The sequence below is a fragment of the Flavobacterium zhoui genome, assembly GCF_042787235.1.
Lineage (GTDB): Bacteria > Bacteroidota > Bacteroidia > Flavobacteriales > Flavobacteriaceae > Flavobacterium > Flavobacterium zhoui.
Window position 1 is genome coordinate 247442 of record NZ_JBHZPY010000003.1, and the last position, 22129, is coordinate 269570.

A 22129-nucleotide genomic window follows, 5' to 3' on the forward strand; every position below is an offset into this window, starting at 1 on the left:
TAGTTTTTTTTCCAGGTTTTTATTTTTTTTGTTTCCATTTTTTAAGATGTTAAGGCTTAGTACTTTGAGCAGGAATTTTCACGTTGGCTTTCAATGAAATCATGTTGGATAATAATCTAAAAGCGCCTGATACTCCTTCCGGTAATTCTCTAAAAAGACTTAAACCGGTATAAATATAATATCCTTTTCCATAAGGAGCGACTAATAAGGCGCCATTTTTAGGCGTTTCTCCTTTGTCATTGGATGATAAAATAGGAGTAAAGGTTTTATCAAATTCATTAGGATAATATAGTCCTTGTTCCTGTTTCCATCCTTCAAAATCCTTAGCTGTGATTTTATTTGGGAAATTCAGTATACGATGATTAGGCGCTAAGAAGCGAACTTCTGCATTTTCCTCGGTTACTCTGTCACCAGAAATTTTCAGGGTATTAGGTGCTATGTTTTTAGTTACAAGATCATTAGGGTTATTGTATTGTACAATAATTGTTTTTCCTTCCTTGATAAAATCAAAAAGTATCGATTGTTTATTTGCTAATTCTGGTACCGTATTATAAGCGCGAACCCCAGTCATAAGGACATCAAACGTTGTTAATTTTTCAGGAGTTATTTCTTCGGGTTTTAATATTGTTACTTTATACCCCATTTGAGATAAACTCTTAGGGACTTCATCTCCAGCGCCCATTATATAACCAATTCTTTCTTCATTAGTTTTTAAATCCAATTTGATGAATTTTGCTTCAGCAAGTTTCAATACTTGTTGCTTTGTAATGTGACTGTAATCAATACTGATTTGGTCTTTATCGTATCGTTTGTTATCGACAACGGCAATGCTTTTGGCTATTACTTCGTCTGTTTGTTTAGGTGGCGTTACTTGAAAATAAACGATTTGTTCGGTTCCTTTTTTATCTAAACTAAAAGGAATTACTTTTGGTAAAACAATCCAGTTATCAGGTAATTCAAGTATTAAATCTCCTTTTACAGCATCTTTTCCAGATTTTATTTTTACGGCTATTTCCTTATTTTTCCCGTTTTTAAAAAGAGAAACTTTATCAAGAATACTTGTAGTTACTTCAGGAACAATATCTAAATAATTATACATTTCGCCTTTTACATCATCATTGTATTTATAAACAACCGTTCTTTCAAAAGGAATTTCTATGTCATTAATTAAGACATTAAAAACCACTTTTACTTCTCTAATTATATCAGGAATTCCTATATTTTTTTGTTTAGTAACGGTGTACATTCCCACTGTTCCATTTTCTTTTAGCCAATACGGTTGTGTATAGTCAATGAAAATAGGTAATTGTAAATCGATATTAATGTTTTTTAAAATGTTATTGCTTAATGCTATGTTTTGAGAAATATTTTTTTGTTCCGGCAAAGTGGTTACACTCATTAATTGCATTGGAATTAAACTTCTGTTTATGGCTTCAAGTTTTAGTTTTATAGTACTTCCGGGAGTAGTTTCTTGATTTTGAGCTACTGCTTCTAGATACAAACCGGAGCAAGAGGCAATAATTTCTTTTATTGCGGAAGATTTTAGAGTTGCCCAATGTTTGTCTTCTAAAGATTGCATCATGGTATAGGCTTTCGCCAAATTTGGAATGCTGGCCGAAGGGTTGTTATAATCAAATTGAGAAGCGATGGCTGTCAATAATTCTCCGACAGGTTTTCCGCCTTTTACACGGTTCCAACTGGTATCAATCCCTTCAAAAAGTGAATTCTTGTTTTGCAATGCAGTACCATTTATAAATTCAAGATATTCTATGTCTTCCCCTCGGGTTCCTGTACTTCCAAAACCTTGAGACTGGTGTCTGCTTCTGCTTAGTGCGGCAATTTCCTGATTTGATTTACCGATGGTGGGATAATAAACGCCGGTTTGCATTTCCATTAAATTAGATTTATCTGCTGCATCAAATTTTTCTTTACTTCCATAAAACCACCATGATGTATTGAAAAACTGGCGTTTAGGTTGCCATGGCTCCACTAATTTTAATTGTTCCGGAAAAATGCTTGGATTGTTCGCTAAATTAAAACTTTCTACACTTAATAGTGCTGATGCTGTATGATGACCATGTGTCGTTCCCGATGAACGATGGTCAAATCGATTGATAATTACATCAGGCTGAAATTTTCTAATTGCCCATACAATATCAGAAAGAACTTTTTGTTTGTCCCAAATTTCTAATGTTTCCTGAGGATTTTTAGAAAACCCAAAATCATTGGCACGTGAAAAAAACTGTTCTCCACCATCAATTTTTCGGGCCTCAATAAGTTCCTGTGTGCGTATTACTCCTAATAATTCTCGCAACTGAGGGCCTATTAAATTTTGGCCGCCGTCGCCTCGTGTTAAAGATAAGTAACCGGTTCTTGCGTTCTTCTCGTTTGACAAATAAGAAATTAATCGGGTATTTTCATCATCTGGATGTGCAGCTATATAAAGAACAGTACCTAAAAAATTAAGCTTTTGAATCTGGTTATAAATTTCGACCGAATTTAGTTTCTGAGGCTGTTGAGCGATTGCTATTTGAAAACAAAAAAGGAAAAGTATAAAGGTCTGTATATATTTATTTTGCATTTTCTAGAATTTATTTGCAATAGCTTCAAATGTAGGAATTAATTAAATTTTTTTTGAAATGTTTTTGATTTTCTTTAAAAAAAAGAAAAAGTATTTAACAAAAAAGAGAGAACCAATTAAGGTTCTCTCTTTTTTATCATTTCTTTAATCAGTAATTAATTTAGTCTTTACCATGGCCACGTCCGTTTCCTTTTCCATGACCGTTGTTCCCGCGTCCTTCATTTCCATGATTCTCGCGTCCTTCATATTCACGATTGTCGTGTCTTTGATTTTCATATTCTCTACGATCATTGTTACGGTACCCTATATTTCTTTGTGGTCTACCTTGATATCCTCTGTAATATTTAACTCTGTCATTTCGGTAGTTGCTGTAAGGTCTTGACCCGTGATAATTATTCAAGACAACTTTGTATCCGCTGTACAAATCATAATTTCTATATTGTCCTGGTAAATATCTAGATCGTGTCCATCTTCCACCATTGAAATAAATAAACTGTGTAGCTCTGATGTCATAGTAGGCTTCAACATCAGGTAAATAATAATAGTCTACTTCAGAATATCCTACTGGACCCCATGATGGAGCTGTTCCGATATTTAAACTTACTGAGACTTGTGAATGTATGGCACTTGAGGCAAAAAGGATTATTCCTAAGGCGAGTAGTTTTAATGTTTTCATCTTTTCAAATATTTAATTAGTAATCATTTTATATTAACTCCTTGTGTCAATACTTTTTCTGTAAATCCAAGAACTGTGCCAACAAATTTTAATTAACATTTATTGGGATAACTTTATTCATAAAAAAAAGAGCTCCATTTTTGGGAGCTCTCTTTTATAAAAATTTTTCTAAATATTTAGAATTGGTATCGAAGAGATAAGGCAATATCAGATCCATAATTATTATTGTAATAATCACTATTACCAAATTCAGGTCTGAAATCTACCGAAATCAATAATGGAATGTCAAAATTATATTCAATACCTATATCTCCTGCAGCAAAAGCAAAAGTTCCATTGTTGTAATTTCTTCCATCATAATAATCTCTATTATAGCTTCCTAAACCACCACCAACACCTGCATACCAATTGAAACCACCATCAATGTTCCAAACCCATTGGTATAATGCTGCTAATTTAATTGCTTTGTCGTCATAATTACCATTTTTATAATCATTTCTGTTTCTCCAACCTAAATCTAATTCAAGTCTGTTGTTTTTAGATAGACCTCTTTGGTAAGATATTTCAGTACCAAATCCTCCATTGTCACCAAAACGTAGACCTAATGCGTTTTTCGAAATATCTTGAGCCTGTGCAGTAAAAGCTAATCCAACTAGCATTATAACTGATAAAATAATTTTTTTCATAAGTGTTTTTTTATGATACAAAGATATAATTAAAGTTGAATAATGAATTACAAAATTTTTGTTAAATGTTATATAATTTCCACTTTTCGTGATTTTTAATAACGCAAACTTAATAAAATGATTTTACTTTGGAAATAGTATTGAGGCTATTAGTTCATTGCTTAAAATGTCTTCCATTTCTAGGAGGTTTTCTTCTAATGGGTAGTTAGCTTCCGAATAATGATATAATTTCCATCTTTTTTTGTTGTATTCTAAGGCGGTTAAATTTTCAACCCAATCACCTGAATTCAAATACATAGTCGATCCATTTTTATTTTCTTTCAGCACCATTTTGGGCTCATGAATATGACCACAAATAACATAATCGTATTTTTTTTCAATGGCCAATTCGGTGGCTGTTTTTTCAAAATCAGAAATGTGTTTTACTGCTTTTTTTACGCTTGCCTTTATTTTTTTAGAAAAGGAATAAGGTTCTTTTCCTATTTTTAATAAACACCAATTTACAAGTCGGTTCAAGAGAATCAAATAATCATATCCTAAACCACCTAGTTTTGCAATCCATTTAGAGTGTTGAACGGAAGTGTCAAAAACATCTCCATGAAAAATCCAAGCTTTTTTGTCGTCTAAATCAAGTATCAATTTATCTGCCAAAGTAAAATTTCCCATGTTCATATCGCTAAATTTTCGTAGCATTTCATCATGATTTCCTGTTATATAATAAACCTTAGTGCCTTTGGTCGCCAGACTTATAATTTTTTGAATAATTTTTAAATGGGCTTTAGGAAAATAGGATTTCCTAAATTGCCAGATGTCTATAATATCGCCGTTTAATACCAAAATTTTGGGCTTTATGGTGGATAGGTAATTATAAAGCTCTTTAGCATGACTTCCGTAAGTCCCAAGATGCGCATCAGAAATCACAACTACTTCAACTTTTCTTTTTTTCAATTGATTCTTTTTTGAATTTTAACAAATTAAGGACCTTGTTATTAATTGAAATTTAATTAAAGGTTAAGAAAAAGCAGCGAGGATTAATTTAAAGTGAATGATTCTTAAAGATTTCTTAAAAGTTTATTCTGAAATCTCGGGATAAACTTTTGAACTTTAAACTAAAATCATACATTTGTTCAAAACTTACTACAATGGCAGGAAATAGCTATGGAACCCTATTTAGAATTACAACTTTTGGAGAATCACACGGAGAAGCTTTAGGCGGAATAATAGATGGCTGTCCTTCTGGAATAACAATTGACCTGGAAGCAGTTCAACTTGAAATGTCTAGAAGAAAACCAGGTCAATCAGCAATTGTCACCCAAAGAAAAGAACCGGATGATGTACAATTTCTCTCCGGAATTTTTGAAGGGAAAACAACTGGAACTCCAATTGGTTTTATTATTCCAAACACCAATCAAAAATCGGACGATTACTCTCATATAAAAGATAATTACAGACCAAGTCATGCCGATTATGTGTATGAAAAAAAATACGGTGTTCGTGATTATCGTGGCGGAGGACGCAGTTCTGCTCGTGAAACAGCCAGTCGAGTTGTTGCTGGTGCGATAGCAAAACAAATGTTACCTGAAATAAAATTTAATGCTTACGTATCTTCTGTAGGTCCTATATTTTTAGAAAAACCATACCAAGAATTGGATTTTTCTAAAACGGAGAATAATCCGGTTCGTTGTCCAGACGAAGCCATGGCGATCGAAATGGAAGATTATATTCGTGACATACGAAAACAAGGCGATACCGTGGGAGGAACCGTATCTTGTGTAATTCAGAATGTGCCTATTGGTTTAGGGGAACCTGTTTTTGATAAACTTCATGCTGAATTGGGTAAAGCCATGCTTTCTATAAATGCCGTAAAAGGATTTGAGTTTGGAAGCGGATTTGAAGGCGTTAAAATGAAAGGTAGCGAGCACAACGATTTGTATAATCCTGACGGAACCACTAAAACTAACCTTTCAGGTGGAATTCAAGGCGGTATCAGTAACGGAATGGATATTTATTTCCGTGTCGCTTTCAAACCTGTTGCAACGATAATGCAAAAACAAGAATCATTGGATAATCAAGGTAATATTACTGAAATGACCGGTAAAGGACGTCATGATCCTTGTGTTGTTCCTCGTGCAGTTCCTATTGTTGAAGCCATGGCAGCGATTGTTCTTGCAGATTTTTATTTAATAAACAAAACCTATTTAAAATAGCATTGCATACTCCGGATTTTGACGAGCTAAATCCTGAACCATAACCTTGAAATCAATTTGTTACATTAATGAATACAATTACAACTAAGAAACCATCATTTTTTAAAGGCTTAACAGGTCAAATTCTAATAGCAATGCTTTTCGGGGCTGTTTTAGGAATTATAATTCATAATTCAACGGATGCCGCCACAGCCCAATCCTTTAGTGGCAAAATAAAGATGTTGGCGACCGTTTTTATTCGATTGGTTCAAATGATTATATCTCCATTAGTTTTTACGACATTGGTTGTTGGAATTGCAAAATTAGGGGATATTAAAGCGGTAGGAAGAATTGGCGGTAAAGCATTAGGATGGTTCTTTACAGCTTCATTCATTTCTTTGTTATTAGGTATGTTTTTTGTGAATATATTAAAACCAGGAGTTGGACTTAATTTATCGAATATTGATTTAGCATCAGCTACTGAAGTTACCGCTAAAACACAAAGTTTGACCTTCGAAAATTTTATTGAGCATATTGTACCGAAAAGTATTTTTGAAGCAATGGCAACTAATGAAATTTTACAGATTGTAATTTTTTCAATTTTCTTTGGTTTGGCTGCAGCTGCATTAGGAGATTATGTAAAGCCAGTTATAAATGGTTTGGATAAAACCTCGCATATTGTTTTAAAAATGGTAAACTATGTAATGAAGTTTGCCCCAATAGGTGTTTTTGGTGCTATTGCGGGCGTATTTGCAGTACGAGATTTTCAGGAATTAGCGATTACTTATTTTAAATTCTTTGGATCTTTTTTAATTGGAATTTCGTCTTTATGGGTTGTTTTAATACTTGTTGGGTATATTTTCCTAAAGAGTAGAATGACTATTTTGCTTAAACGTATTGTAAGTCCGTTAATCATAGCGTTTGGCACAACTAGTAGCGAAGCTGTTTTTCCAAAGCTTACAGAAGAATTGGAACGTTTTGGGGTTAAAGATCGTATCGTTTCTTTTATGTTGCCTCTTGGTTATTCTTTCAATTTAGATGGTAGTATGATGTATATGACATTTGCCAGTATTTTTATTGCACAGGCGTACGGAATTGATTTAGATTTAGGGACACAAATGACCATGTTATTAGTATTAATGCTTACCAGTAAGGGTATTGCAGGTGTACCAAGAGCTAGTTTAGTTGTTGTTGCCGCTACTTGTGGTATGTTTAAAATTCCTATAGAAGGAATTGCACTTATTTTACCAATAGATCATTTTTGTGATATGTTTCGTAGTGCTACGAATGTTTTAGGAAATGCATTAGCCACTTCTGTTGTAGGCCAATGGGAAGCGGGAGATGAAATTGAAACGGTACCAACTGATACAATTTAAAAATAAAATAGTAGTCTTATATAACCCATTTGTTTTTCAAATGGGTTATTTTTTGCTCATAATTTTTTAATTATGCCTTAACATACCTTAAAAAAACCGAGTGAAGTAGTAAAAGACTTAATTTAATATTATCCTCATTTTATGAGTGTTATGAAATTTTTTTAGGAATATATTTACAAATATAATTATCCTTTTAATAATATATTGTACATTTTAGTTAAATAAAAAAGTTAGTAACTATTCAGCCTGTTCTAAAAAAAAAACATAGTTATGAATAATTTTGATTTTTTTTTGAAAAAACAGCGTCGTTGTGAACATTTGTTCATTACTAATTAACAACTATCTACTTGATTTGCTTTGCTTTTTATGGGTGTTTGTTTCCTTTGTGTCAAATAAATAGAAATTGAACTCCGACAAAAAACGTATTGCTGAATTAGAGACCAAAGTTATCCGATTAGAATCATTAATTCAAAAATTACTTGATAAAATCGAGGACTTAACGCATCGAAAAAACAGTCGTAATAGTTCAGTTTCACCTTTTTTTCTTGTTCGGGACTTAGTTTTAAATTCCCTTTTCCAGGAAAACTTCCCTCTCCAAATTCTTGAACTCTTTGCGCCATTTGTACAACTGTGGTGCTGTTACTCCCAGCTCTCTGGCCAGTTCTGATATGATTGTTCTCTCATAACTCAATTGGACGGCTTTTTCTTTGAAAGCTTTGTCGTAAATTTTGAGCACTTGTTTCATAGGTTAAAATTAAGATTATTTCTTAACTTTCTGTGTTGGCTAAGTTAGCATGTCCATTGGATCACGTTATATATTTTTCCTACAAAAACTTAAGAAATTACTCCGCTATAAATTTATCATGAGAAGGTAATTCAAAAATTTCCAAATCAAAATAAGAAATAGATGCAATTATATGATCAAAAATATCGGACATGATATACTCGTAATTTTCAAATCGTTTGTCATGAGAAAATGCATAAACCTCTAGAGGAACTCCATGTGAAGTAGATTGCAATTGACGACAAAGCATCAACATGTCTTTATTTAATCCGGGATAGTGATGAAGATATTCCGTAATATATTTTCTAAATAATCCAAGATTAGTGAGATTACGACCATTAATAGCAATTGTCTTATCAATTTTATGACCGGAATTAAAATTATCAATTTCTAATTTTCTAGAATCAATGTACTCTGAGATCAGCTGAATTTTTTTTAGTTTGTTTAATTCATCTTCTTCCAAAAATCGAATGCTACTTGTTTTAATAAGGATGTGTCTTTTTATACGTCTCCCATCTGAATTTAGCATTCCGCGCCAGTTTTGAAAAGAATCAGAACTCAAACTATACGTTGGAATTGTAGTAGTGGTATTGTCAAAATTTCGAACTTTTACCGTTGCCAAATTGATTTCAATCACATCGCCATCTGCACCAAATTTGTCCATTGTAATCCAATCGCCAATGCGAACCATGTCATTTATAGAGACTTGAACGCTAGATACAAAACCTAAAATTGTATCTCTGAAAATCAAAATTATCACCGCAGATACGGCTCCTAAAATGGTTAAAAGCTCTTTTTGGTCAATATCAAATAATTTAGAGATAATCACTGTAATTCCAACCATCCAAAGGACAATCATAACTACCTGAATAAAGCTGTCAATAGGTTTATCGCTATATCTTGGTTTCAGTTTTAAATAATCCCTTAAAGCATTAAAAATGGTACGAATAATCCATAAAATCAAAATGACAATATAAATCCCCACCAATTTACCAAAAACCCCTTCCCAGTATTCATATCGATCTAATATAATAGGAACTGATTTATAAATGAATAATAACGGGATTAAATGGGCAATGTACTTTGCCGTTTTATTAGTTACTAGTAAATCGTCAAATTTAGTTTTGGTTTTCTGAGCTATTACCATCATGACCGTTACTAATACAAGTCTGAATATGATATAAATGGCATAAGCCAATAAGCAGAGAATGGCAATATTTACAAGTAAACTCAGATAAGAGGCAAAATTGCTTCCTAATCCCCATTTTCTAAATATTGGATATAAAAAAGTGAATAATTTCTCTATGAATTTATACATTTTTAAGGTATTTTCTATCTACATAAAAAGTGCCCAACGGAATTAAAGAGGCAATTAGAATAATGATAAAGTTTTTGAAATCCCATTTTTGAGATTTTTTCAATAAAATTGCCAATATAATATATCCTATAAATAATACTCCATGACTCATTCCTATTGGATAAAGTAATGTTTTATAAAGGGCAAAATTTGTAGGCTTGATAAAAAGCATATTTGAAAATAAAACTAGATAAGATATTCCTTCCAGAATTGCTGTAACCTTGAAAATCTTGAGCATTTACTATATTTTTGATTGATAATGTACAAAAATAAGTATTATCATTGATTTTTAATCTATTGATTCCTAAAGTAATTTACTTTTGTATTCTTAAACTTTGATAATGAGCAAGCGCGATTTAAAAAAATATTTAGCTGAATTGAATAAAGAACAACTCGAAGAACAAATTATCGAATTGTACGAGAAATTCAGCCCCGTCAAAGTGTATTATAATTTTGTTTTCAATCCAAAGGAAGAAATCCTTTTGCAGGAATGCAAACTGAAAATCTCAAATGAATATTATCCTGCAAGAAAACCAGGAAGGCGAAGCAAGCCAAAAATGAGACGATCCGTTGCTCAAAAATACATCAAACATTTTATTCTTTTGGGGGTAGATCCTTTTATAATTGCCGATGTAATGCTCTACAATATTGAAATTGCACAAACTTTCTCTTCAGAAAATATCGTAAAGCCCGAATTATTTTTCAAAAGTATGTTCAACTCCTTTGAACAAGCAGTAATATTTTTGATTGCTAATGGAATTATAAATGATTTTAAGACAAGAATTTTATCTATTCATAATCAATCCATTAAACAAAAATGGCACAATGAAACCGAGTTTAATGCTATAATAGAGCGATTGGATTACTAAGGTGTTGTATAATTCTATTTTATTTAATGACTCCTCTTTTTTTTTAATTAAAATTGACAATAAAACTGTTTTTTAGGCGTATTTTTGCAAAAATCCAACAATAAGCAATGTCCCAAAACACTTTAGAAATCGAAATCGAAGACAAAAAAGAACTTTATGCCTACCAAAAGGGGGACATAGATGCTATCTTTGAACGTATCGACAATGGACCTCGTCAACATCATTTGTTATACCAACTGCCCACTGGTGGAGGAAAGACAGTCGTTTTTTCTGAAATCGTGCGACGTTATTTGTCAAAACATGACAAAAAAGTAGTTGTTTTAACACACAGAATAGAGCTTTGCAAACAAACTTCAAAAATGTTGAAGGGTTTTGATGTCAAAAACAAAATCATCAACAGCAAAGTAAAAGAACTTCCAGACCAAAACGATTATTCTTGTTTTGTGGCCATGGTAGAGACATTAAAAAACCGAATCAATGATGAAAAATTACATTTAGACAATATTGGTCTTGTAATTATTGATGAAGCACATTACAACTCCTTCAGAAAATTACTAAGCTCTTTTAAAAATGCTTTCATATTAGGAGTAACAGCAACACCATTGAGTTCGAATATTAAATTGCCAATGCATGAAAGTTATGATGAATTAATTGTAGGAGATACTATTAGTTCACTAATTGATAAAGGCTTTTTGGCAAAAGCAATTACCTATAGTTATGACGTAGGATTGACCTCGTTGAAAGTAGGGATAAATGGAGATTACACCGTAAAATCATCGGATGATTTATATACCAACATGGCCATGCAGGAAAAATTATTGCATGCCTATACGGAGAAATCTTTGGGAAAGAAAACCCTGATTTTCAATAATGGTATCAATACCTCTTTGTATGTATATGAAACTTTTAGAGAAGCCGGTTATGAAATTCGCCATCTTGACAACACCAGCAATAACGAAGAACGAAAAGATATTTTACACTGGTTTAAGAATACTCCGGACGCTATTTTAACATCCGTTGGAATTCTTACCACAGGTTTCGATGAACCTACAGTAGAAACTATTATTTTGAACCGAGCAACAAAATCTTTAACACTTTACTATCAAATGATTGGTCGTGGTTCTAGAAAACTCCCCAATAAAGATATATTTAATGTTATCGATTTAGGAAATAATGCTGCCCGATTTGGGTTGTGGAGCGAACCGGTAAACTGGCAACATATTTTTAAATCACCTGAGTTTTATCTAGAAAATTTACGTGATGATACTGAAATCGAATTGTATTTCAAATATTCAATGCCTCCGGAATTACGCGCTAAATTTAGTAAGACAGAAGTGGTAACTTTTGATGTAGATGAAGAACACAAGTTAATCATTGCATTAAATTTACGCTCAAAAGAAGTACTCGATAAATCGTTGGAACAGCACGCTGCCATGTGTGTTGATAATTCGGAGACTTTACAAGAAGCTAAAGCATTAGGAAAACTCTTAGAAGACGATATCGATTGTCGTATCAAGCGCTATTCAAAATGTTTGAGTCAATGCAGTAAAAATTACCGCGAGTGGCTTGTGGACGATTACAAATTAAAGTTAATATTGTTAACTGGTAAAAAATATCGTGAGAAAATCATGAACGAACCGGATGAAGATTAATATTTTCTTTTCAAGGAGCTAATCCCGCTGTACACTATATCTGTTCTGGCGAACCCCGCCACAACAGGATGCCGTTTCCATCGGGGCTAAAAATTACGTTTACAAAACAACTTTTTTATAAAATTATAAAATCCAAAAAAATGTCAAAACAATTCTCTGATTTAGGAATTTCTACTCCCATATTGAATGCACTTTCTGATTTGAATATTGTTGTACCAACAGAAATTCAGCAAAAAACAATTCCGTTACTATTATCAAACACAACTGATTTAGTGGGTCTTGCCAAAACTGGAACTGGAAAAACAGCGGCATTTGGATTACCCATTTTACAATTAATAGATACCAATTTATCTGTTATACAAGCAGTAATTCTTGTACCTACAAGAGAATTGGGGCAACAAATATTTAAGAATTTAGAATCGTTTGCTAAATTCCTGCCTGAAGTTTCAATTGTAGCAACTTGCGGAGGAATACCAATCAAGCCGCAAATAGAAAGACTTTCAGTACCTACACATATTGTGGTGGCTACTCCTGGACGTTTAATAGATTTGATTCAGCGTAAAGCGATAAACTTAAAAGAAACCAAATTCCTAGTTCTTGATGAAGCCGATGAAATGGTTACCATTTTGAAAGAAGGTTTAGATGAAATAATTGCCGAATTACCTACATCCCACAAAACCTTTTTGTTTTCAGCAACCATGCCTGGAACCATTAAGCAACTAATTCAAAATTACCTGAATAAAAATGTGGTGCAAGTTAGTGCTAACATGGAAACGGTCGGAAATCAAGGAATTGATCACGAATACATTGTAGTTAATCCTATTGAGAAACTCGATGTTTTGATGCATTTTCTAAATTCAAAAGAAGGCGAACGCGGTATTATTTTTTGTAAAACGAAAGCAGCGGTCAATAAATTAGCTAAAAATTTGGCAATCAACCGCTTTTCATCTGGAGCATTGCATGGCAGTTTATCGCAAGGAATTCGGGATAGAATTATGGAACAATTTCGTGAAGGCCATATCAATATATTAGTAGCCACGGATCTTGCCGCGAGAGGAATAGACGTAAAGGAAATCTCATATGTAGTCAATTACCATCTACCGGACGTTTATGAAACTTATGTTCATCGTAGCGGAAGAACAGCCAGAGCAGGAGCAAAGGGGCTTTCCTTGACTGTTTTACAAGAAGAAGAAGTTTCTGAAATTGCAGATTTTGAAAAAGAGTTAGGAATCAAATTCACTCAATTCAAAAAGCCAACTGTTGCCAGTATCGACGAAAACAATACCCTTTTATGGGCAAAGCAAATTTTTAAAACGAAACCCAATCACGATGTTGATTCGGAACTTAAAAATAAAATTAAAACCGTTTTTCATCATTTGACAAAAGATGAATTAATAGAAAAATTATTGGCTAATTATTTGTTACAACACAAAAATGAACCATCAGAAAAACCAGTTAAAAGACAAAAAATGAAGTAAATTTTATAAGTTTTTTAATACTTGTTATATTTAATTACATCCATAAATAGAGTATATTTATGGATGTTTTTTTTTGAATTATAAATAACACGATATGGAGATTGTAATAATTGGGGGTGGATTTGCAGGATTGAATCTTGCTAAAGAACTTTTAAATCAAAAAGGAATTCATGTTACATTAGTTGATAAAAACAATTATAATTTCTTTGCGCCTCTTATATATCAAGTAGCTACTGCTTTTTTGGAGCCATCAAGTATCAGTTATCCTTTTAGAAAGTTTTTTGCCGGTAAAAAAAATCTAAAATTCCGTATGGGAAACTTACTTAAAGTTAATCCTTCCGAAAATAAAATTATTCTCAATAATGGGGAATTAAATTACGATTATTTAGTTTTTGCCACTGGAGCTGAAACGAGTTATTTTGGAATGGAAAATGTAAAGAAAAATGCTATTCCGATGAAAACGTTGAATGACGCCATTGTAATGCGAAATACACTGCTTAAAAACTTAGAAAAAGCAGCCATTTGCAAAGACATTCGCGAACGCAGAAAATTGTTAACGATTGTTGTTGCCGGTGGTGGTCCAACAGGTGTTGAAGTTTCGGGAATGTTTGCTGAGATGAGAAAAAGTATTTTGCTGAAAGAATATCCGGAATTAAGTACAACAGCAAGTAATATTTATCTGGTTGATGGAGCCAATGCCGTATTGTCCCCAATGAGCAAGGCTTCACAGGAAGATACACTGGAAGCGCTGACAAAATTAGGGGTTGTAGTGAAATTAAATACCACGGTGGTGGATTATATTGATGATACGGTATATTTTGGAAATGGGGAAACAATTCAAACTAAAAATTTAATTTGGGCAGCAGGAGTTTCAGCAATGGTTTTCGAAGGAATTCCATCTGAAAGTTATGGTCGCGGAAAAAGAATGGCTACTGATGCTTTCAATAAAGTTAACGGCACTGAAAACATTTTTGCGATAGGCGATACTTGTATTCAACTTACAGATGTAGATTTCCCAAATGGACATCCACAAGTAGCACAAGTTGCTATTCAACAAGGTGTAAATTTGGCCAATAACTTTAAGTTAATGAATCAAAATAAGCAATTAATACCCTTTAAATATAATGACAAAGGATCTATGGCAATCATTGGAAAAAACAAAGCGGTGGTTGATTTACCCAAACCAAAAATGCATTTCAAAGGATTTTTTGCTTGGATTATCTGGCTATTTATTCATCTTATTTCATTAATAACATATCGCAACAGGATAAAAACTTTTTTTAATTGGATGATTGCTTATTTTGCAAAAGATCAGTCTTTGCGCATGATCATCAGACCCGATAAAAAAATTAAAATAGAATCAAAATAAGACTAAATTAGATTCAATATTAATGAAGTATTGCAACACCTTCATCATGAGAAGTTGTAATAGTTTTTTTTATGTTTCGTTTTCCAAGAATTAAAATCAATAATGCCAAAAGTGTTGTAAAGGTCATAATCACAACCATAGGCAAAATAGAATTTTTTACAAAAATACCAACTGCAAAAGATGCCAAAGCTCCCAGCCCTAACTGAATAGCACCCATCAAAGCAGAGGCACTTCCTGCATTTCTTGAAAAAGGGGCAAGGGTAAGTCCTGCTGTATTAGGATTTGATATTCCCAAACAGGCCAGAAATAGAAACAACATAGTAATTGTTCCGTACAAACTTAACACACTATTTATGGACAGTAAAAGAAATAAAATTACAATGACAGATTGCATAATTAAAGCCCCAAAAATCATTTGTTCACTTTTGAATCTATTTAATAAAACAGAATTCAGCTGGCTGGCACTGATAAAACTCAACGACATAAAAGCAAATATCCAACCATAAACTTTTGCGTCCACTTTAAAAATATCCATAAATATAATAGGAGAAGCCGCTACATAAGTAAACAATCCGGAGAAAGCTACTGCTCCTGTAAAAGCATAGGTATAAAACTGAGGTTCTTTTACAATGTTGATAAAATTTGTAATAATCGGTTTTGGTTTTAATGAAATCGAAGTGTCCGGTTTATAAGTATTTGGTAAACCAATTTGGGCAGCCAAAAGAATCAAAATTCCCAAGCACATTAATATAAAAAAGACAGTATGCCAACCATAATCAGCTGTGATGTAACCTCCAAGTGTAGGCGCTAACATTGGCGAAAGCCCAACAACAAGCATCAATAAGGAGAATACTTTTGGAATATCTTTAAGAGGAAATAAATCCCGAACCATAGATACAGAAGCTACAGTCGCAGCACAACTGCCAACAGCCTGAATAAATCGTAAACCAATAAAAGTATCAATATCCTTGACAAAAACACAACCTAAAGAGGCTAAAATGTAAACTAACAATCCCATAAATAATGGTTTTTTTCTACCAAAACGGTCTAACAATGGACCATAAAGTAATTGTCCAGCGGAAATTCCAATAAAATAGCTAGACAAAGTCATAGAGACATTTGCAACCGAAGTATTTAAATCGGCAGCAATTCCTGCAAAACCGGGTAAATACATATCAATTGAAAATGGACCAAGTGCTGTTAATGAACCTAAAATTAATATTAATTTTATATATTTTGTCTTTGTGATTGCAATATCAGTCATGAAAATTGAACTTTTTTAATTTTTTTTGCAAAGGTAAATATTAATGAATCGAATCAAACAACAATCGTGACTAATATTAAGTATTGCAATGAATCGATTTGAAATAAAATAAAATAAATAGCAGGTATAATTGTAATTGTAACCATAAATATGAACTACATTTATGGCCTTTAAAATTTTAAAATGGCCATAGAAAACATACCTGAAATATATTTGAAAACAAATAAATCAAAAAAAGATTTATTTGTATATGATTTTAAGATGACTAATAATGTTGTTAAAAGCAAGGTCAATTTAAGTATGAATATGTTTAGTTTTCTACAAGTTGGTAAAAAACAAGTCCATTTTGCCGACACATCAATAGCCGTAAACAAAGAACAATCGTTGTTACTTAAAAAGGGAAACAGCCTTTGGACCGAATTATTGGATAAGAATGATATTTATTATTGTAAGCTTTTGTTTTTTTCTGAAAATAAACTCATTGAATTTTTAATTAAACACACGAGTAACACAGCCTCAAACAAGGAAGAAATCCCTTATTTTGTTATTGAAAATGACACTTATATCTTGTCTTATTTGAATTCGTTATCTGAAATAAGCGGTTCAGATACTATTTATATGGAAAATTTACTGGCTGTGAAATTTGAAGAAATAATGCTTTATCTTATTCATAAATACGGATCTAAATTTGAATTGTATCTGCATTCCTTAATTTCAAAAGAATCTTATTCATTTAAAAATATAGTGGAGAGCAATATCAATTCAAATTTAAAGATTGAGGAAATTGCCTTTTTATGTAATATGAGTCTTTCTACTTTTAAACGCCATTTTATAAATGAGTATAGCATGTCTCCCGGGAAATGGTTGCAGGATAAGCGGTTACAAAACGCAAAAAAAACATTACAGGAAGGAACTTTAAAACCATCAGATATTTATTTAGATTGTGGGTACAACAATCTTTCCAATTTCAGCATTGCTTTTAAAAATAAATTTGGAATAAGTCCAAAAGAAATTAAATAATAGATTTTATTTATATTAACTAACTATATTTCAATAGATTAATACTTAATATTAATGATTTTAGTAGGGTGATAAAATATATTTGAACTTTTTTAATAAGTATTTGAACTGTATCGGTAACTCTATGCAGCTACTCTCTCCTTAAATTTGCAATGTAGTTTGATACCTGTTTTAGGTCTTAAATTACAATTGTTTAATTTAAAAAAATAATTATGGCTAATGTAACAAAACCAGTTTTTAAAGAAAAATATGGTAATTTTATTGGAGGTAAATTTGTAGCACCTGTTAAAGGTCAATATTTTGATAACGTGTCACCAGTTGATGGAAAAGTATTTACTCAAGCAGCACGTTCTACTCAAGAAGATATTAATCTTGCGTTAGATGCTGCACACGAAGCTTTTCCTTCTTGGAGTAAAACATCTGCAACACAAAGAAGTAATATGTTGTTGAAAATTGCACAAGTAATGGAAGACAATTTAGAATATTTGGCAACATTGGAAACCATTGATAATGGAAAACCAATTCGTGAAGCCCGCGCAGCTGATATTCCTTATTGTGTTGATCATTTCCGCTATTTTGCAGGTGTAATTCGTGCTGATGAAGGTAGTATTTCTGAACATGATAAAAACACAGTAAGTATTGTTTTACATGAACCAGTAGGCGTTGTAGGTGAAATAATTCCTTGGAATTTTCCATTATTAATGTTAGCATGGAAAATTGCTCCGGCTTTAGCAGCAGGAAATACAGTGGTGGTTAAACCAGCAGAACAAACACCAACGAGTGTTATGTGTTTAATGGAACTGATTGGTGATATTTTGCCAAAAGGTGTATTAAACATTGTTACCGGATTTGGTAATGAAGCAGGAACCGCATTAGCAACTTCAGATCGTATTGCTAAATTATCCTTTACAGGATCTACGGAAACCGGACGTAAAGTATACCACAATGCTGCCGAAAATATAATTCCCGTAACAATGGAATTAGGTGGTAAATCTCCAAATATTTTCTTCCCATCAGTGGCGGATCATGATGATGCTTTCTTCAGTAAAGCAATCGAAGGTGCCCTTATGTTTGCCTTGAATCAAGGTGAAATTTGTACTACTCCATCACGAATTTTAGTGCATGAAAGTATTGCTGATAAATTTATCGAAAGAATGTTGGAACGAATCAAAAAAATCAAAGTAGGAAATCCATTGGATCCTGAAACGATGATTGGCTCTCAAGTTTCGAAAGGTCAAATGGATAAAATCCTTGGATACATCAATATAGGGAAAGAAGAAGGAGCAGAAGTGTTATCAGGTGGTGCTGCCGGAAATCATGAAGGCGATATCGCTAATGGATATTACATTCAACCGACGATCTTGAAGGGAAATAACAAAATGCGTGTTTTTCAAGAAGAAATCTTCGGACCAGTGGTAGCTTTGACTACTTTTAGTTCTACTGAAGAAGCGATTGAAATTGCAAATGATACCATTTATGGTTTAGGTGCCGGAGTTTGGAGTAGAGATGCTCATGAATTATTTCAAGTACCAAAAGCAATTCAAGCGGGTCGAGTTTGGGTAAACCAATACAATACTTATCCTGCTCACGCACCGTTTGGTGGAGTTAAAAAATCAGGTTTTGGTCGTGAAAATCACAAATTGGCATTAGACCATTACCGTCAGGTAAAAAACATGTTGATTTCTTACGATAAAGAACCAGTTGGTTTCTTTTAATCAATATTTAGATTATAATTTGTAGATAGACCCCGGACTTGTCCGGGGTTTGTTGCTTTAAAACTAGATGCTAATTTTACATAATTGCTATTTTATTTAGTAATAACATGATTGCAGATATTTAAAGCGGACCAACATAGTATTTTTTAAAGAACAGCATTTAATTATAAATGCACTATGTAAAAAAAGGTATAACGTAGATTGTGTTTTATAATTTATAACGAACAAAATAACAAACAAGGCTTTTTTATAAATCATTATTTTTTCCTAAAACTACAATTAGAGCAAATAGACCAATAATTAAAACAAATTTTTTTAAAATTGGAGTTATGAAAATGTTTGTTTCTTTGAATAAAGATAAACAGTCCTATATTTCAATGTAGTTTATTGAACTATAATTTATATTATGTAAAATAGAATAATACAGATTATATAAATCATTAAAGCTAACTAAAATAAAAAAGCACTACTTCCCAGTAATGCTTTCAAAATTATAATACTTTACCATAAATTATTTAACGGAAAATGGGATGTTCCATTTTTCCCAACTTAAAACAATGTTATCATTATTTATTATGTAAACTAATTTTTCAGTCATAGTAGCAGTACCTTTTTGTTTTACTGTAACTCTCAACTGATCTTGTTTAGGATTATATTTATAAGCGCCCCATTGTTTAGGTTCTTTATTAAAAATGATAACACATTCCTTTTCGTTTGGAATAACAAAAAAAGAATATTTTCCTGCAGGTAATTTTGATCCTTCGATTATTAGCTCTTTATCTGTTTCAAATGTGGTAGCTTCATTAGCCCCAGCACGCCAAACTTCATTGTATGGGACTAAAGTACCCCAGATTTGTCTTCCCTTAACAGATGGACTACTGTAATGTATACTGATAATCGCTCCATTAATTTTTCCTGTCGCAACCGCTGCAGGACTAGCTTTCTCTTGAGCATTTATGAAATTCACAAACAATAAAGCCAATGCTAAAAATGATATTTTTCTAAGTAATCCCATGATTTAAAATGTTTTAGTTATAAATGCAAACTTAAATAACTTTATTAAATTAATAAAAAATTCTTACTAATTTTAAGAAAAAAATAAGGATTATATAAATTATTATTTTTACTATAAAATTGATCTTATAGTAATTATTTAATTTGTTATTTTTACAATCAATACTTTATTTATTTGTCGAACTATGAATTCAATTGCTGAACACATTGCTGATTTCTTAAAGGAATACCCACCGTTTAATCATTTGACTTTTCAAGAATTATCTGAAATTGCTACTAGCATTCGCGTTGTAAATTTAGAAAAGCACAAAATATTATTTCAAATTAATGATGCTTTGCACGATAGTTTTTATGTTGTGGCTTCTGGCGTCATCAATTTATCAGTTATAGCTGATGCTGAAGAGACATTATTAAACAAATGTCATGATGGCGATATTTTTGGTTTACGTCCGTTTTTTGCTAAAAACAATTACATGATGACGGCCAAGGCTAGAGAAGAAAGCATTGTTTATGCCATTCCAATTGCCACTTTTCGTCCTTTTGTGGCTAATAATTCAGAAGTTTTAAATTTTTTACTGGAGAGCTTTGCAACAAATACCCCAAATCCAAAAGATAAAGAAAATTTAAGAGGAAAATTGATTTCAGATAATGTATATTACTCAGTTCAACAGTCTGAAATGCAGTATTTTCAATCTCTAAATTATAATAATTCGCCTTTAAAAACAACAATCACAAGCACAGTTATAGAAGTTGCACAACTCATGACCGAAACAGTAATGAATAATGTCATTGTTTGTGATAATAATATGCCTATTGGAATAGTTACTGATAGCGATATGCGTTCAAAAATTGCAACCGGTAGGTTTCCTCTTACTACATCTGTTGATAAAATAATGTCATCTCCGGTGATAACCGTGCAAGAGAATGTTTCCTTGGCAGAAGCCCAATTGCTTATGATAAAACACAATATGACTCATTTGTGTGTGACCCAAGATGGTACAAATAAATCTACTGTAAAAGGAATAATTTCAGAAAGAGATCTAATCATTGCTCAAGCCAGTAATCCGGGTGTTTTAATAAAAGAAATTAAACGTTCCCAAACTCCAAAAGATCTAAAACAAATACGAGAGCGACTCGCTGATCTTATTCAAAATTCGATTCATAAAAATATTCCTCTTTCTCATATAAATAATATTGCCAGTGAAATTAATATGGCACTTATTAAACGTTCAGTCGAATTATCAATTTTAGAATTAGGCTCCCCTCCTGCTCGTTTTGCGTGGTTAAGTATTGGTAGTCAAGGACGAAAAGAACAATTACTACCAACGGATCAAGATAGTATTTTAATTTTTGAAGATGTAACACCTGATAAATATAGAGACGTAAAAGACTATTTTCTAAAATTAGGAAAGAAAACAACTGCAACCTTAGAGAAAATAGGTTATGAACTATGTCCAAATGGGCATATGGGAAGCAATATGCTTTGGTGTAAATCACTGACAGACTGGATAAAACAGTACAACAGCTGGATGAATACTCCCGGTGAGAATAGTAATGATTTGAGTAGTATTTTCTTTGATTATGAAATTGCGTTTGGAGAACAAAAAATTGAAGAAGCCATAACTAATACCGTTTTCAAAAATGCTAAAAACAATACTTTGTTCTTTGACTTTTTAGGAAATGATGCCCTAAGAAAAAATGCTCCTTTGACTTTTTTCAAAAATTTCAATGTGGAAGAAGAAGGACCAAACAAAAATAAATTTGATATAAAAACACGTGCTTTAATGCCATTAATAGATGGCGCCCGTTTGTTTGCTTTAAATTACAACATCAGAGGAATCAACAATACTTACCAAAGATTCAAACAATTAGCAATTACCGATGTCAAAAATTCAGAAATTTATCTTAATTGTGCCGAAGCTTTTTTGATCTTGTCAAAATTTAGAACAATAGAAGGTTTGAAAAATGATGATTCCGGTCAATTTATAAATTTGAATGAATTATCAAAAATTGATAAAGAAAAATTAAAAAATGCATTGACTCCAATGAAAGAATTAGAGGAATTAATAAAAAGTAAATTTCAACTTACGCAATTTTCATAA

The 22129-nt window shown here is 32.2% G+C and carries 18 protein-coding genes; 9 read left to right on the forward strand and 9 right to left on the reverse strand.

Annotation, left to right across the window (positions count from 1 at the left end; genetic code table 11):
* Nucleotides 1–49 precede the first annotated feature (49 nt).
* The 4 genes from ACFX5F_RS05845 to ACFX5F_RS05860 all read right to left on the reverse strand — a co-directional run bounded on the left by ACFX5F_RS05845 (nucleotide 50) and on the right by ACFX5F_RS05860 (nucleotide 4891).
* Nucleotides 50–2581, reverse strand: coding sequence for a PIG-L family deacetylase (locus ACFX5F_RS05845; RefSeq protein WP_379850811.1), 2532 nt, complete (start codon nucleotides 2579–2581; stop codon nucleotides 50–52).
* Nucleotides 2582–2741: 160 nt separating this feature from the next.
* A complete protein-coding gene (locus tag ACFX5F_RS05850) occupies nucleotides 2742–3257 on the reverse strand; it encodes a hypothetical protein (protein ID WP_379850813.1) in 516 nt (171 codons plus the stop codon).
* Nucleotides 3258–3433: 176 nt separating this feature from the next.
* Nucleotides 3434–3943, reverse strand: coding sequence for a hypothetical protein (locus ACFX5F_RS05855; RefSeq protein ID WP_379850815.1), 510 nt, complete (start codon nucleotides 3941–3943; stop codon nucleotides 3434–3436).
* A gap of 123 nt (nucleotides 3944–4066) precedes the next feature.
* Nucleotides 4067–4891 carry a UDP-2,3-diacylglucosamine diphosphatase gene (locus ACFX5F_RS05860; protein WP_379850817.1) on the reverse strand — a complete coding sequence of 275 codons (825 nt, stop codon included), beginning with the start codon at nucleotides 4889–4891 and terminating at the stop codon, nucleotides 4067–4069.
* Nucleotides 4892–5085: 194 nt separating this feature from the next.
* Between ACFX5F_RS05860 and aroC the strand changes: the two genes are divergently transcribed.
* Together aroC and ACFX5F_RS05870 are read left to right on the forward strand one after the other, a co-directional pair.
* The gene (aroC, locus tag ACFX5F_RS05865) at nucleotides 5086–6150 is read left to right on the forward strand and encodes a chorismate synthase (RefSeq protein WP_379850819.1); all 1065 of its coding nucleotides are present in this window, start codon (nucleotides 5086–5088) and stop codon (nucleotides 6148–6150) included.
* 68 nt (nucleotides 6151–6218) lie between these two features.
* On the forward strand, nucleotides 6219–7505 hold the full coding sequence (locus tag ACFX5F_RS05870) for a dicarboxylate/amino acid:cation symporter (RefSeq protein ID WP_379850821.1): 1287 nt from the start codon (nucleotides 6219–6221) through the stop codon (nucleotides 7503–7505).
* 562 nt (nucleotides 7506–8067) lie between these two features.
* Here ACFX5F_RS05870 and ACFX5F_RS05875 read toward each other — a convergent pair.
* The 3 genes from ACFX5F_RS05875 to ACFX5F_RS05885 all read right to left on the reverse strand — a co-directional run bounded on the left by ACFX5F_RS05875 (nucleotide 8068) and on the right by ACFX5F_RS05885 (nucleotide 9884).
* Nucleotides 8068–8250 carry a transposase gene (locus ACFX5F_RS05875; RefSeq protein WP_379850823.1) on the reverse strand — a complete coding sequence of 61 codons (183 nt, stop codon included), beginning with the start codon at nucleotides 8248–8250 and terminating at the stop codon, nucleotides 8068–8070.
* Between the two features lie 97 nt (nucleotides 8251–8347).
* Nucleotides 8348–9607: a mechanosensitive ion channel family protein gene (locus ACFX5F_RS05880; RefSeq protein WP_379850825.1), complete on the reverse strand. Its 1260-nt coding sequence runs from the start codon at nucleotides 9605–9607 to the stop codon at nucleotides 8348–8350.
* Complete coding sequence (locus tag ACFX5F_RS05885; RefSeq protein WP_379850827.1) at nucleotides 9600–9884, reverse strand: DUF3817 domain-containing protein; 285 nt, start codon at nucleotides 9882–9884, stop codon at nucleotides 9600–9602. Before ACFX5F_RS05885 ends, ACFX5F_RS05880 begins: the two co-directional genes overlap by 8 nt.
* Nucleotides 9885–9987: 103 nt before the next feature.
* Here ACFX5F_RS05885 and ACFX5F_RS05890 point away from each other — a divergent pair, with 103 nt between their 5' ends.
* From ACFX5F_RS05890 to ACFX5F_RS05905, 4 genes are all read left to right on the forward strand, one after another.
* Nucleotides 9988–10515 (forward strand): DUF6155 family protein, encoded by a 528-nt coding sequence (locus ACFX5F_RS05890; RefSeq protein WP_379850829.1) that lies wholly within the window; start codon nucleotides 9988–9990, stop codon nucleotides 10513–10515.
* Between the two features lie 107 nt (nucleotides 10516–10622).
* Complete coding sequence (locus ACFX5F_RS05895; protein WP_379850831.1) at nucleotides 10623–12167, forward strand: DEAD/DEAH box helicase; 1545 nt, start codon at nucleotides 10623–10625, stop codon at nucleotides 12165–12167.
* A 140-nt stretch (nucleotides 12168–12307) separates the two neighbouring features.
* The gene (locus tag ACFX5F_RS05900) at nucleotides 12308–13645 is read left to right on the forward strand and encodes a DEAD/DEAH box helicase (RefSeq protein ID WP_379850833.1); all 1338 of its coding nucleotides are present in this window, start codon (nucleotides 12308–12310) and stop codon (nucleotides 13643–13645) included.
* 94 nt (nucleotides 13646–13739) lie between these two features.
* Complete coding sequence (locus ACFX5F_RS05905) at nucleotides 13740–15014, forward strand: NAD(P)/FAD-dependent oxidoreductase (RefSeq protein ID WP_379850835.1); 1275 nt, start codon at nucleotides 13740–13742, stop codon at nucleotides 15012–15014.
* Between the two features lie 19 nt (nucleotides 15015–15033).
* Here the strand turns inward: ACFX5F_RS05905 and ACFX5F_RS05910 are convergent, their stop codons facing one another.
* Complete coding sequence (locus tag ACFX5F_RS05910) at nucleotides 15034–16263, reverse strand: multidrug effflux MFS transporter (protein ID WP_379850893.1); 1230 nt, start codon at nucleotides 16261–16263, stop codon at nucleotides 15034–15036.
* A 198-nt stretch (nucleotides 16264–16461) separates the two neighbouring features.
* Between ACFX5F_RS05910 and ACFX5F_RS05915 the strand changes: the two genes are divergently transcribed.
* Both ACFX5F_RS05915 and ACFX5F_RS05920 read left to right on the forward strand, forming a co-directional pair.
* Nucleotides 16462–17298 (forward strand): helix-turn-helix domain-containing protein, encoded by an 837-nt coding sequence (locus ACFX5F_RS05915; protein ID WP_379850837.1) that lies wholly within the window; start codon nucleotides 16462–16464, stop codon nucleotides 17296–17298.
* A gap of 212 nt (nucleotides 17299–17510) precedes the next feature.
* The gene (locus tag ACFX5F_RS05920; protein WP_103999445.1) at nucleotides 17511–19013 is read left to right on the forward strand and encodes an aldehyde dehydrogenase family protein; all 1503 of its coding nucleotides are present in this window, start codon (nucleotides 17511–17513) and stop codon (nucleotides 19011–19013) included.
* A gap of 511 nt (nucleotides 19014–19524) precedes the next feature.
* On the opposite strand, the gene ACFX5F_RS05925 is transcribed toward ACFX5F_RS05920, so the two are convergent.
* Complete coding sequence (locus tag ACFX5F_RS05925; protein WP_379850839.1) at nucleotides 19525–20028, reverse strand: DUF2911 domain-containing protein; 504 nt, start codon at nucleotides 20026–20028, stop codon at nucleotides 19525–19527.
* 184 nt (nucleotides 20029–20212) lie between these two features.
* Here ACFX5F_RS05925 and ACFX5F_RS05930 point away from each other — a divergent pair, with 184 nt between their 5' ends.
* A complete protein-coding gene (locus tag ACFX5F_RS05930; protein WP_379850841.1) occupies nucleotides 20213–22129 on the forward strand; it encodes a DUF294 nucleotidyltransferase-like domain-containing protein in 1917 nt (638 codons plus the stop codon).